This window comes from Microbacterium martis, from assembly GCF_047246685.1.
In the GTDB taxonomy this organism is placed as follows: Bacteria; Actinomycetota; Actinomycetes; order Actinomycetales; family Microbacteriaceae; genus Microbacterium.
This window is the reverse complement of the sequence record NZ_JBFOKT010000002.1, coordinates 336,843-349,816: the sequence shown is the minus strand read 5'-3', so window position 1 is coordinate 349,816 and position 12,974 is coordinate 336,843. Positions and strand designations below refer to the sequence as shown.

The window sequence follows — 12,974 nt, the reverse complement described above, 5'->3', positions numbered from 1 at the left end:
GGAGTGCGCTCAGGCTGGATCAGAAATGCCGCCCCCAAGCCCCGCGGGGACGCGTTTCTGATCCACCGTGGCTGAGTGAGGGGTGGGGAGGGACTCGAGGATGAGGCGGGCGAGCTCCTCGCTGTGCTCGAACTGCGGCCAGTGGCCCGACGGCAGATCGATGAGCGTCACGTCGCGCAGGCGGGCGACCTCGCGTGCGGGATCGGCGTCTTCGGCGACCCATCGGCGGATGTCGTCGGTGGTGTACTCGGTCGCCACGATCGTGGCCGGCACATCGAAGCGTCGTTCGTCGGTGAGCCGCTGCAGGGAGTCGACGCCGTTGCCGTAGCCGTCGCGCTGGCGCTCCCGCAGGGCGGCGAGAGCGGCATCCGCCGACCCCCGCCATTCGAGGTCGGCCGTGTCGCGGTGGGCATCGGCGGTGAACCCCGTGAAGACGTAGGTCCCGTGCGCACTGGGCAGGCCGCCGACGTGGAAGGCGCGGGCGACGCGCTCGGGTCGCCGGTTGACGGCGGCGTGAACCAGCCCGCACGCCTCGGCGTGGCCGACGAGCGCGACGGGGCCGCCCATCTGGTCGATCGTGCTCGCGATGAGGGCGACGTGATCGGCGAGCATCACCCCCGACCGATCGGCCGACCTCGCCGTCAGACCGCGCAGGCTCAGCGGGTGGGTGACGTGACCGGCGGCGTCGAGCAGCGCGGCGACCTCCTGCCAGGACGATCCGTCGAGCCACAGCCCCGGCACCAGAATCACATCCACTGCGCCTCCTCAGGTCGACCCCATCCTGCGCGAGGGTCGGAGGTCGGCCGAGGGGCTTGACAACCCTCAGGGGCCCAGGATGCCCGCGGCGATCGCGTCTTCGCAGCCGAGCAGCAGCACGCCGGCGCTCCATGCGTGCGAAAGGGTGAGCAGCATGCCCTTCGGCTGGAAGCACTCCGTCTGGTAGTACCGCTCGGTGACCATGCCCCGGTACGCGTTGAAGTCGCCGTCGAACCGCGCGACGAACTGGCGGAAGCACGCGAGCGACTCGAGCGCGCGTTCGCGGTAGTGCTCGTCGCCCGTGGCATCCGCCAGCTCCAGCATCTCGCGGGTCATCACGAGGCCGTAGGAGTGCAGATGCTGGTTCGAGGGCGAAGCCTGATCGGCGCCGCGCGTGCCGAAGTCGTAGACGCCGAGCATCGACGACGGCGCGAAGTCGACGTCGTAGGTGTAGCGGAACGACAGGGCGAAGTCGGCCGCCCGCCGCGCGAGATCGAGCCAACGCCCGTCGCCGGTCGCGCGGTGCAGCGCCCGATAGGCCATCACCGCCACGTAGCCGTCTTCGCTCGTCCCCGCCAGGTCGACGTCTTCGGGAGCGCCGTGCAGGTCCTCGTCGAGCACGAGGCGCGCGTACCAGTCCGCGGCGCGCACCGCGGCGGGAAGGTACCGCTCATCCCACGCGGCGGCCTCGGCGAGGGCGCCCACCCAGGCGAGTCCGGCCGATCCGTCCCAGACGAGCACCTCTCCCGTCTCGGCATGATGGATGCTGCCGAGATTGCCGTCGTCCCGCTGCCGGGCGACGATCGTGTCGAGGTTCGAGGATGCCGCCGCACGCCAGTCCGGCCGGTCGTGAAGGGCGACCGCGCGGACGAGGAAGTGCGTGGCCTCGCCGAGCGTACGACCGTGCAGACCGCGGCGATGCGCGGTCCAGCTCTGGCTCCAGCCGCTGTCGCGATACCAGACGCCCCAGAACGTGCCGCTCGGCGAGAGCTCGGCGGTGCAGAAGTCGATGATGCGCTCGGCCGCCTCGCGCAGGGGCGCGTCGCCCGTGCGGTCGGCGTGGCGCAGCATCGCATACGCCCACGGGATGCCGGAGACCCAGCCGATGTGCATGGCCTGCCGGTCGACCGGCCTTCCGTCGCGACCGGTGACCTCGCGGTCGAATCCGACGGTCTCGAGCAGCACACCGGGGTCGGGGTCGTAGTGCCACCGGTGCAGACCCTCGGCGCTCAGCGCGGCCGCCGTCGGGATGTCGACCCACGGACGCAGCGGAGCGGATGCCGCACTGGCGCTGTGGAGCGCGCGGAGGAGCCGCGCGTAGTCGTGCCGGTCGGCGGAGAGGGTGTGGATCCGCACGGCGAGCTCGATCTCGTCACCGGGCACGAACGTGTGCCTCAGCACCTCGGGGTCGCGCGGCTCGGCGTCGCCGTAGTAGGTCACCGGGAACTCGCGGGCCGGGAAGGTGGCGCTGAGCTGCGCGTCACCGTCGCGCAGGGCGAACCCGAGACCGGTCAGCCCGAGGGCGGTCGTCGGTGGGACGGAGAGGGCGAGGCCCGAACGGTCGCGACCCGGCCAGACGAGCACCGCCGGCGTCGCGGCCCGGTCGGAGCGGAAGTGCCACTCGGCGCTGGTGAACGCATCACGCGCCGGCCGGCCGTCGATGCACGGCTCGAAGCGCGGGTAGAGCCGGTCGTTATCGGCCGGACGGTTGGTGCCGTAGAACAGGCCGGGAATGAGCCACCACGGATCGTCGGCATCCCGCACCGTCACCGACACCCGCACCGCGGCGTCGACGGGAGCGGCGCCCGTGTACCGCACGGTCACGCGCCGCGCCTCGCCCTCGCTGCGGACGTCGATGCGGAAGTCGGCGGGATCGGCGTCGAGGATCTCGACCGCGATCGCCGGCGGGGGCGCGACCCTGCCCCCGCCCGCGTTCACGCCCGCGTTCACGCCGGCGGCTCGCCCAGCGGCCATTCGAGCAGATCGACCTCGACGACGTCGGCCACGGGGTCGAGCGGCACCCGGAATGTGCGCACCTGGTGCGGTCGGAACTCGGCCTCGAACTCGCGCTCGACGATCGGCAGCGTCATCCGCGCGCTCGCCGACCGCCCGGTTGTCTCGACCGCGCGCACGATGATGTCGGCCGCACCGGCATCCGGCACGTCTTCGCTGCCCTTGATCGCGGTGATCATGACGGCACCTGCACCGTCGTCGGCGAAGCTCGTGCGTGGCGGCAGGTCGCCCGCGTGGAACGACTCCTGCTGTGCGCGGACCGGTGCGCCGAGCACGGCGGCCCGGCGGGTCGGCTGTGCCGCGCGCCAGTCGCCGGCGTGCGGGATGAGCTCGAGGCTGAAGCGCTGGATGCCCTGGTCCTGGAACGAATAGATGCCGTCGGGGTCGAGCAGGCGGGGATCGTGCCACGAGTACACGGGGCTGCGGACGGCGGTGATGCCGATGCTCGGGGTCTCGAGTCCGGCGGAACCTGCGGGCGAGACGTCCCACCCGTGCTTCGTCGTCGCGACGACGGTCAGCCCGGCGGGCGCACCGTCGATCGTGCCGGTCAGGTCGACCCACGACTGCGCGGGCTCCTCCGCCCCGTCGACCGGACGCTCGATCGTGCCGTACGGGATCTCGTACGTCGCCGACGGGTCGACGAGCCCGACCGGGAACCGCAGCTTGAGCAGATGCGCCTTCTCGCGCCAGTCGAGGGTGACGTCGACGCGCACGGCGCGGGCATCGTGGTCGAGCAGGTACTCCTCGACGAGCGAGCTCGCACCCCACGAGCGCTCGACGCGCACCCGGGAGCGCAGCGGGCCGGTCTCGCGCACCACGATGCGGTCGAGCGTCATCGCCGCGCCGGGCCAGGCGTACGAGACGACGCGGTGGCCCCAGGTGTCGGTCGGGTCGTCGCACACGGCGGTGCGCGGCTGACCCGTCGTGTCGGCCAGCGGATCGACGCCGGTCGCCTTGTCGCGCAGCGAGATCACGTCGCCGGTGGCGGGATCGAGCTCGACCCGCAGATGCGCGTTCTCGATGACGGTGCCGTCGTCGGAGACCCGCAGGTCGGATGCCGGTGCGATCGCCGGCCCCGGCAGCAGCCGGTACAGCACGTAGCCGAACGCCGGCACGTCGGCCCGGAAGGTCACGGCGCCCCGACTGCGGTCGCCCGTGGTCGCCGTCGACTGCGTCGCCTGCGAGAGCACCTCGACGCCCTCGTGGTCCACCACGCGCACGCCGTGCGGCTGGGCGCCGTACTGGAAGTCGACGTCGACCGAGACCGCCCACGGGTGCGGGTTGAACACCACGACGGGCTGCGTGGCGGCATCCGCCGGGATGTCGATGCGACGCGCGATGCGGTTGTGCGCCCGGGTGATGATGCGCTTGGCGATGGCGACCGCCTCCCCGAGCTGGTCGCGTGCGTCGTCGTACGACGGCTCGATCGCCGACCCGGGGAGGATGTCGTGGAACTGGTTGAACAGGATCTGCTTCCAGGCGCGCTCGAGGTCGTCGCGCGGGTAGTCGTCGCCGCCGAGGGCCATCGCGGCCGTGGCCCAGCGCTCGGCAGACAGCACGGCGTGCTGCGCGCGGCGCTGCCACGCCTTGATGCCGGAGTGCGCCGAGTAGCAGCCGGGCGCGTGGTGCTGCAGGTCGTCGCGGCGCACCGTGAGGCCGTCGAGGAAGCCCTCTCCGCGGGCGAGCATCTCGTCGAAGTAGGTGCGCGGTGACGACATGGTCATCCTCCCGAAGGTGCCCATCCGGTCGTAGCGGTGGATCGAGTCGATGTTGGCCTTGGTGGGCCCGCCGCCGTGATTGCCGACCCCGTAGAACACCATCATCGACCCGAGCGAGCGGTCGAGCTGGCCCAGCGACTTCTCGGTCTGGCCCGACACGTCGCCGGGAGGGCTGCAGTACTCGAACGGGATGCGGAAGGCCAGCACCCGCGAGCCGTCCGGCGACTCCCAGTGGAAGAGCGTCTCGTCGAGGTCGCCCTCGTGCGGTCCGGGGCGGAGGAACGTGTACGAGTCCATCCGCTGGCCGCGGAGGATCTGGGGGATGCCGACGCTGTGACCGAACGGGTCGACGTTCATGCCGACCGTGGCGATCTTCCCGAAGCGCGACTGCAGGAAGCGCTGACCGTACAGGCCCTGCCGGGCGAACGACTCGCCCATCGGCATGTTGCAGTCGGGCTCGACCCACCAGCCGCCGACGTTGACCCAGCGGCCCTCGGCGACGCGCTCGGCGATGCGGGCGAACATCTCGGGGTCCTGCTCCTCGACCCACGACAGCAGCACGATCTGATCGCACGTGAAGACGAAGTCGGGATACTCGTCCATCCGGTCGAGCGCGCTGGCGAAGGTGGCCCGCGCCTCCTGGTACCCCTCCTGCCAGGGCCACAGCCACACCGGGTCGAGGTGCGCGTTGCCGATCATATGCAGCGTGCGGTCGGGGGTCGCGGCAGGACGCGCGGTCGCCGGGCGCCCCTCCGGCTGCGCGCCCGAGGGCGCGTTCGACATCGGCGCCCTCACACCGGCTCCTCTCCTGCGGCCCAGGCATCCAGGATCTCGGAGAGGGCGTGCAGGAAGAAGGTGTGCATCTCCTGGATTCGCGGGGTGTCGGTGGAGGGGGACAGCAGCGCGTGATCGGCGAGCGCGAGCGACGGTCCGCCGTCGCCGCCGCCGAACAGCAGCGTGGTGGCCCCGTTGGCGCGTGCGGCGGCGAGCGCGTCGACGATGTTCTGCGAGCGCCCCGACGTGGTGAAGGCCGCCACGACGTCGTTCGGGCGGGCGAGCGCCTGCACCTGACGCGAGAAGACGTCTTCGAAGGCGTAGTCGTTCGCGATGCAGGTCGACACGGTCGCGTCGGTCGACAGCGTGACCGCGGGGAGAGGGCGGCGGTCGCGGCGGTAGTGCCCGATCACCTCGCCCGTGAAGTGCTGGGCGTCGGCGGCGCTGCCCCCGTTGCCGAAGGTGTACAGCGTGCCGCCGCGTTCGAACGCGGCGACGAGCACGTCGCCCACCGCCTTCACCGCGGGCATCATCGCCGCGGCATCCGTCGCCGTGCGGATGTGCGCCTCGAGCTGTTCATCGAGCCAGTCAGACAAGGGGGGCCTCCAGGAGGTCGAGGGCGAGGGCGCCGGCGCCGACCACGCACACCTCGTCGCCGAGGCCGGCGAGGGTGACGGTCGCGCGCGCCGCGGCGGGGGGCATGGCGGTGCTCTGCACGATGTCGCGCACGGGGTCGAGCAGCTGGGCGCCCGACCGGGTGACTCCGCCGCCGAGAACGACGACGTGCGGTTCGAAGACGTTCACCAGATCGGTCACGGCCTGACCGAGCAGCGCGGTGGTCTCGTCCCAGAGCTCGGCCGCGACCGCGTCGCCGGCGCGAGCGGCGGCCGCGACGTCTTCGGCGCGCACGGTCGCGAGCTCGCGCAGGGTCGACGGCCGGTCGTCGGCGGCGAGGAGGTCGCGCGCCCGGGCGGCGATGGAGGTGCCGGACGCGTAGGCCTCCAGGCACCCCCGGCGTCCGCACAGGCAGTCGCGTCCGCCGGGGCGGACGGTGAGGTGGCCGAACTCGCCGCCGTTGCCGGCCGCCCCGCGGTGCAGGCGTCCGTCGATGATCGAGCCGCCGCCGACGCCCGTGGAGAGCGTCAGGTACAGCGCGATCTCGGCGTCGCGGGCGGCTCCGTAGCGGTGCTCGGCGAGCACCGCGGCCGTCGCGTCGTTCTCGACCACCGCCGGCACACCGAACTCGGCGGCGGCCATCGAGACGATCGGGATGTCGATCCAGCCGGGCAGGTGCAGCGGGTGGGTGAGCACACCGGCCGGGGCGTCGAGGGGGCCGCCGCAGCTGATCCCGACGGATGCCGGAGCGCCCAGCCCCGCCGCGGCGATGCTGCGGTGCCCCATGTCGAACAGATGGGCGATCACGGCATCCGGTCCGCGGTGCTTCTCGGTCGGCTCGGAGAGGAAGCCGTGCGTGCGGCCGTCGGGGGTCATCACGGCGACGGCGAGCTTCGTCCCGCCGATGTCGAGCGCCAGCACGCTCTGCTGCGTTGCCATTCGTTCCTCCGGCTCGCGTCTCCGCGGTCTGATCCACCGCTGTGTGGACAGTGTGACATCGTTCCCACATCATAGCAAGGCGGATGGCGCCCTCAAAGCCGCGAGCCGAAGTCCGGAGGGTATACTTCTGGTATGACCACCACCATCAAGGTGAGCAACGCGCTCCGTGACCGGCTCAAGGAGCAGGCGGCGCGGGAGGGCCTCACTCTGGGCGCACATCTCGATCGCCTGGCCGATGCACAGGACCGCCAGTGGAGGCTGCAGTCGTTGAAGACGGCCGTAGGGCTGACCGCTCCCGGCGACGCCGATTCGCATCGCGCCGAGACGAGGGAGTGGGAGCGCGCGGAGGACACCGATGCCGAGCCCGCGCGTTCGACCGGATGAGGGACGTCGAGCTCGCTGCCGGCGATATCGCGTGGGCCGCACTGGAGCCGGTGAGGGGGCGGGAACAGGGAGGTCACCGTCCCGTGCTCGTCATCGCATCCGCCGGTTACCTCGACGCCGTGCCGACGCTGGTCATCGCGTTGCCGATCACGACCACCGACCGAGGGTGGCCGAACCATGTGCGCGTCGACGGGGTCAGCGGCCTCGACAAGCCGTCGTGGATCATGACGGAACAGCCCCGAACGCTGTCACGGGACCGCCTCACCGGCGTCGCCGGCCGCGTCTCCGACGAGTGCCTCAGAGCCGTCCGACAGTGGCTCGGCGATTTCCTGGACCTCTGACCCGGTGACCGACCGTGAGCGGTGATCAGGCCGGCCAGTCGCGCAGGCGGAGCGTCAGGTCGTCGAGGTACTCGGGGGGCCCGGCCTCGGAGAACCAGAGCCACAGCTCGGCGGCATGGATCGGGAACCAGGCGCGCACGATCTCGGGGTCGGCGCCGTAGCCGTCGACCAGCGCGTCGACCGATCGCGGATCCTTGAGCGAGGCGCCCCACGCCGCCCGCGACAGCTCGCGCATCGGATCGCCGACATGCGCGGCCTCCCAGTCGACGACCGCGGTGATGCCGCCGTCGACGGCGAGCACGTTGCCGTCGGTCCAGTCGCCGTGGCAGAACACCCGGCCGTGCGAGTGGGGGATCACCAGCGGCAGCGGAGGTCCGCCCGCCTCGCGATAGCGCCACACGATCGCCTCGTCGTCGGGCGCCGGGGAGAGCCCGGCGGGCACCGGAAGCTCATGCAGTCGCCGCATCAGCGGAGCGGATGCCGCCAGCAGCTCGATCCGCTCGTCGACGCTGCCGCTGTCGAGCCGCTCGCCCGGCAAGAGAGTCATGAGGATCGAGCCGGAGCTGTCCGCCACGAGCTCCGGCACCGGAAGACCCGACCCCTGCAGCGCCCGCAGCGCCGCCACCTCGGTGTCGTGCCGCCGGGCGTCCGGCATCCGCTTCTCCACCAGCGAGCGGCCGTCGCGCTCGACGAGGCGCACGTGCCCCACGGCCCCCTGGCGGATCACCGTCGCACCGCTCACGGCGACGGAGGCCCCACCGACCCCCGGTCGAGGAACTGCGTCGGCATGACGATCGTGCGCACCGGAGCATCCGGGCTCTCGATCCGCTCCACGAGAGCGCGCAGGGCGGTCGCGCCCAGAGCCCCCGCATCCTGCTGCCGGGTCGAGACGCCGGGCTGCACCATGCTCATCCACGGCGCATCGTCGAAGCCCGCGACGCTGACGTCGTCGGGCACCCGCAGTCCCAATTCGGATGCCGCGCGCCAGGTGCCCTCGGTCAGCACGTTGTTCGCGGCGAAGACGGCCGTCGGGCGGTCGGCACGGGAGAGGAGTCGGAGCGCCGTGGCCTTGGCCTCCTCCGCATCCCACCCGGCCTGGACGATCAGGGTGTCGTCGGCCCGCACCTTCCGGGCCGCGAGGGCGTCGAGGTAGCCGCGCTGACGCTCGTCGCCGGTCGTCCACTCGGTCTCGTCGATGAGCAGGGCGATGCGGCGGTGCCCGGCGTCGAGCAGCCTCGTCGTCGTGTCGCGCGCCGCCGCCCGGTTGTCGACGACGACGGCGTCGGTGCCCTCGGCGTCGAAGCGGCGGTCGACCTCGATCAGGGGGACGCCGATGCGGCTCAGGTATCCGCTGAGCTCGGCCGACACGGGAGTCGCGATCACGCCCGACACCCGTGAGCCCACCAGGGTCTCCGCCGCCTCGAGCTCGTCGGAGCTGTCACCGCGGAGGTCGACCAGCACGACCGTGCGGCCGTGCGCGCGCGCCTCCTCGCCGATGCCGGAGGCCAGCTCGGCGTAGAAGACGTTGCGCAGATCGGAGACGAGCAGGCCCACCGAACGACTCGTGCGCTGCTTCAGACTGCGCGCGGTCACGTCGACCACGTAGCCGATCTCCTTGGCCACGGCGCGCACGCGCTCGCGCACCTCGGGGGCCGCATAGCCGTTGCCCGAGAGGGCGCGCGACGCCGTCGACCGCGACACCCCGGCGGCCAGAGCCACCTCGCGGATGGTCGGCCGCTCGATGGGAGCGCGCGGCCGGGGGCTCATGGCCGCTGTTCCGCCGCGTCGAGCGGCTCGGTCACATCGATGAGCGCCTCGACGTGCTGCCCGAGACGCAGCCGTCCCACCGAGACGTCGAGGGCGATGCGCTGCCGTCGCCCGGCGGAGGTCGGTGTCACGCTCACCTGCACGGATGCCTCCTCCTGGGGTCCGAGCTCGAGCTCGATCTCGCGCGGGGACGAGCGCCAGCCTACTGGCAACACCGGCGATACGCGGGCATGAGCGCTCTCGCGGTGCGGGTTGCGCACGTGCACGGTGTACGACACCGCCCGGCCCACCACGGCGGCGTGACGGTAGGGCAGCAGGCGCGCGACGTGGCCGTCGGGCCCGATGGCGACCTCGTCGAGGGGCAGCAGCCTCTCATGCAGCTCGTCGACCAGCCGTGCCGACTCCGTGAGGTGGTCGAGGTACTCGTCGTCGACGCGTCGCGGCTCCCAATGGCCCGACGCCATCAGGCCCGGGGCGATGCGGCGGTACAGGGCGGCGCTCTGCGCGTAGTCGCCCAGCCGGAAGAGGTTCCGGTACTGGTAGTTCATGATGTCGCGGCGGCCGTCGCGCCCGCCGAGGCCCTCCTGCTGATCGCCGGTGAACACCACGGTCGTGCCGTCGATGTCGAGGGAGTAGGCGACGGCGTACAAGGTGTGCCCCGGCTGGGCGTGCGCGGTGAAGGTGTACTCGTTCCACGTGAACGGCTCGTCGAGGGGCAGCACCCGGTCGGCGACGATCGGGTCGTACCACTGGCACGGAAGATCCTCCCGCCACGGGTCGGCCATCGTCGGCGCCACGTTCTCGGGTATCCACAGCTGCGTGCCCTCCACGTCGCGCAGCAGCGGCATCCCCGCGATGTGGTCGTCGTGGTAGTGGGTCGGGAGCGCCACCGAGATCCGGGTGACGCCGTGATCGCGCCGCAGGGCCGGAAGTGAGGCGAGCCACGGCCGCCGCGCGGCGCGCTCCTGGCTGGGCACGAGGCCCGTGGTCATGTCGTAGCCGTAATCGACGATGAGCGCCTCCCCGCTCTCCGACAGCACGACGTACGAGCACGACATCGAGGTGCGGTTGAGCAGCAGGTGCTCGGACAGCGCGACGAAGGGATCGTCGAGGCGGGCGAGCAGATCCCACGGGTAGGAGCGCCGGGAGTCGACGTACTCCTGCATCGTGCCGGCGAGCAGCTCGAGCGCCGTGACGGCATCCTCCATCACCTCGCCGTGCGAGGGAGCCAGGCGCGTCACCCCTTCTCGCGCCAGCATCCGAGCGCTGAGCACGGTCATCGCCGGGCCCTCGTTCTGCGTGTACGACCACTGGGTCGACGCGAGCGACCACACCTTGCCGGGCGCGTAGACGAGGTCGCCGGAGAACGCGATCACCTCGCCGTCGCGCTCCAGCAGATAGGTGACCGATCCGATGGTGTGCCCCGGCGTCGGGATCACGCGCATCCGCACGCCCGCCACCGCGAGGTCGCGGTACTCCGGAACGACGTCGTGCACGGGAACCGAGGCGAGGAGCGAGAAGCGGTCCTGGCGCAGGTTGTAGTCGTTGTCGAGGGGGCGCCCCTGCCACATCTCCTCGACGCGGTCGAACAGCTCGCGCTCCACCGGCGGCACGTGGATGCGCGCGCCGTGCTCGACGGCCCGGGGCAGCCCCTGCCCCTGATCCCGGTGGTGGTGCGTCATCAGCACGTCGGTGACACGACGGATGCCGAGCCCGGCCAGCTCGTCGAGGGCCAAGCCCGACCCGAAGTCGATCGCGACGGCGTCGCGCTCGCCGTCAGGCGCCTCGGGGTCGACCAGGAGATACACGTGGCAGGTGTCGGCGATCCGCCACACCCCCCGCGCGATCTCCGTCGCGGTCACGCCAGGGTCTCCCGGTACGCGTCCCACACGCGGGCGATCTCGGCGAGGTGCTCGATGTCGATCGGCTCGTCGGTCTCGCCGACCCGCTCGAGGTAGTAGAGCGCCGGCACCCCGAGGCCTCCCTGCGTCCTCGCGTAGTCGAGCCACTCGTCGCGGCTGGGCATCGGCCACTGATCGGTGTCGACCGGATGCTCGGGCAGCACGGCCGCGACGATCTCGTGGCGTGCGCGCAGCTGCGCGGCGACCGAGACCGGTCGGCCCGCCGCGTCGTGCTCGAGCACGTCGTTGGTGCGGATCATGCCGGCCACATCGCCGAACGACGGATGCACCGTGTGGGTGATCACCAGGGCGTCGGGCTTGATGCGCACCGCCGTGTCGTGGATGCGCGCCGCGAGCCGATGCAGCGCGGCGATGCCCCAGGGGCCGTCGCTGTCGGGCGCCGAGCGCAGTGTCGAGCCGCTGGGGGTGCGTTGGGTGAAATCCACCTTGAAGCCGTCGGCATCCATCCCCTCCGGCGAGAGCAGATGCTCCACGATCCGCTCCAGCCGGGCGAGGTACGCCGGGCTGCCCGGGTCGACCGCCACGGGCCGGCCGGCCGCATCGGTGATGCACTCCTCGGCGGGCAGGCCGGTCGGGTCCCAGGCCTTCCACCAGAGCAGCACCCGGCGTCCGGCCGCGTGCTGGCGGTCGATCCAGCCGCGCATGTCGGGCCACGCCTCGGGATCGGGCTCGGCGGTGCCGTACTGCGCCTGCCAGCGGTCGTCGATCACGATCGTGCCCGGATCGAGCGATGCGGCGTCGAGCGTGCGGAGGAAGTCGTCGTAGATCTCCTGGCGGCACAGGTCGGGCGCGGGTGCTCCGCCTCGCGCGACCTGCGCCCCCCAGCCGCAGAAGATGGGCTCCAGCCACCAGCGCTCGGGCTGCATCGGGCGCGACGGGGCGAATCCGTGGCCGATGAGATCATCGCGATAGTCGAGCAGGGCGTCGCCCGGCGTCGGCACGGCACGGATCACGAGCACGGGCGAGCGCCAGCGCCCGTCGACGGACGTGTGACCGTCGTAGGTCAGCCGCACCAGGGCACCGTCGTCGACGGGATCGAACCGCAGCATCGTGAAGCCCAGATTCTGCACGGGGTCGCGCAGCCACGCCGCGAGCCACGGTCCGTCACCGGGCACGAGGGGGTCGGTCGCGGGGCTGCGGCCGAAGGCGAGGGCGAGAGGCGGCGGCGAGAAGATGCCGTTGAGCCGCCCGGGGTCGGCGTCGCCGACGACGCCGAGCGATGCCGCCGACCAGATCGGGCGCACGAAGGCGACCGGCTCGGTCGGGCTGGGCACCGACAAGGACTGCGCATCGAACCCGGAACGGAAGGTGCCGCTGGCACCGGTGGGGAGGATGCCGTCGCCGCCGAGCAGCGTGACGTCGGTCAGGTCGCCTGTGCCCTCGGCCTCGAGGGCGATCTCGATGCCCGATGCGGTGCAGCGGATCTCGAGCAGGCGTTCGGTCCACGCGCTCGACTCGGTGCGGATGCGCACGACGATGGCGTCGCCGTCGTCGCGCACCTCCGGTTCCTCCAGGCGCATCGCCTCGTCTCGCGTCGCGCGCGTGTGCACGCTCGACAGCGCGCACAGCCGCATCCAGCGCAGACCCTCGGCGTCGGCCAGTTCGAGGTAGGGGGAGCGCACGAGTCCGTCAGGTCCGGTGCGCCAGGAGAGGGAGTAGTCGCTGCCGCGGATCGTGCGCCGTTCGGCGTCGCTCGTCATCGAGGGGGCGGAGATCATGGCGACCATCCTATGTGATAACGTTCC

11 protein-coding genes are annotated in these 12,974 nt (G+C 72.0%); 2 read left to right on the top strand and 9 right to left on the bottom strand.

Translation table 11 applies throughout. The features are described from left to right. Positions 1 to 9: 9 nt before the first annotated feature. The 5 genes from AB3M90_RS09605 to AB3M90_RS09585 form a co-directional block, all read right to left on the bottom strand. Positions 10 to 756 (bottom strand): alpha/beta fold hydrolase, encoded by a 747-nt coding sequence (locus AB3M90_RS09605; protein ID WP_412951731.1) that lies wholly within the window; start codon positions 754 to 756, stop codon positions 10 to 12. Positions 757 to 822: 66 nt separating this feature from the next. Next, the gene (locus AB3M90_RS09600; protein WP_412951730.1) at positions 823 to 2,730 is read right to left on the bottom strand and encodes a beta-L-arabinofuranosidase domain-containing protein; all 1,908 of its coding nucleotides are present in this window, start codon (positions 2,728 to 2,730) and stop codon (positions 823 to 825) included. Further along, on the bottom strand, positions 2,703 to 5,270 hold the full coding sequence (locus tag AB3M90_RS09595) for an alpha-mannosidase (RefSeq protein WP_412951729.1): 2,568 nt from the start codon (positions 5,268 to 5,270) through the stop codon (positions 2,703 to 2,705). The genes AB3M90_RS09600 and AB3M90_RS09595 overlap by 28 nt, the downstream gene beginning before the upstream one ends. An 8-nt stretch (positions 5,271 to 5,278) precedes the next feature. Continuing rightward, complete coding sequence (locus AB3M90_RS09590) at positions 5,279 to 5,857, bottom strand: D-sedoheptulose-7-phosphate isomerase (RefSeq protein ID WP_412951728.1); 579 nt, start codon at positions 5,855 to 5,857, stop codon at positions 5,279 to 5,281. Continuing rightward, complete coding sequence (locus tag AB3M90_RS09585) at positions 5,850 to 6,815, bottom strand: ROK family protein (RefSeq protein WP_412951727.1); 966 nt, start codon at positions 6,813 to 6,815, stop codon at positions 5,850 to 5,852. Before AB3M90_RS09585 ends, AB3M90_RS09590 begins: the two co-directional genes overlap by 8 nt. Before the next feature lie 132 nt (positions 6,816 to 6,947). Between AB3M90_RS09585 and AB3M90_RS09580 the strand changes: the two genes are divergently transcribed. Continuing rightward, complete coding sequence (locus tag AB3M90_RS09580; RefSeq protein WP_412951726.1) at positions 6,948 to 7,199, top strand: hypothetical protein; 252 nt, start codon at positions 6,948 to 6,950, stop codon at positions 7,197 to 7,199. Further along, a complete protein-coding gene (locus AB3M90_RS09575) occupies positions 7,196 to 7,540 on the top strand; it encodes a type II toxin-antitoxin system PemK/MazF family toxin (protein ID WP_412951725.1) in 345 nt (114 codons plus the stop codon). Before AB3M90_RS09580 ends, AB3M90_RS09575 begins: the two co-directional genes overlap by 4 nt. A 25-nt stretch (positions 7,541 to 7,565) precedes the next feature. Here AB3M90_RS09575 and AB3M90_RS09570 read toward each other — a convergent pair whose 3' ends face one another. The 4 genes from AB3M90_RS09570 to AB3M90_RS09555 are packed head-to-tail and all read right to left on the bottom strand — an operon-like array spanning position 7,566 to position 12,947. Further along, positions 7,566 to 8,282, bottom strand: a complete 717-nt coding sequence (locus AB3M90_RS09570; RefSeq protein ID WP_412951724.1) for a phosphotransferase family protein — start codon at positions 8,280 to 8,282, stop codon at positions 7,566 to 7,568. Continuing rightward, a complete protein-coding gene (locus tag AB3M90_RS09565) occupies positions 8,279 to 9,307 on the bottom strand; it encodes a LacI family DNA-binding transcriptional regulator (RefSeq protein ID WP_412951723.1) in 1,029 nt (342 codons plus the stop codon). The genes AB3M90_RS09570 and AB3M90_RS09565 overlap by 4 nt, the downstream gene beginning before the upstream one ends. Then, entirely contained in the window at positions 9,304 to 11,169 is a 1,866-nt protein-coding gene (locus AB3M90_RS09560; protein WP_412951722.1) for an MBL fold metallo-hydrolase, read from the bottom strand. The genes AB3M90_RS09565 and AB3M90_RS09560 overlap by 4 nt, the downstream gene beginning before the upstream one ends. Beyond that, positions 11,166 to 12,947, bottom strand: a complete 1,782-nt coding sequence (locus AB3M90_RS09555) for an alpha-galactosidase (RefSeq protein WP_412951721.1) — start codon at positions 12,945 to 12,947, stop codon at positions 11,166 to 11,168. The genes AB3M90_RS09560 and AB3M90_RS09555 overlap by 4 nt, the downstream gene beginning before the upstream one ends. Positions 12,948 to 12,974: the final 27 nt, after the last annotated feature.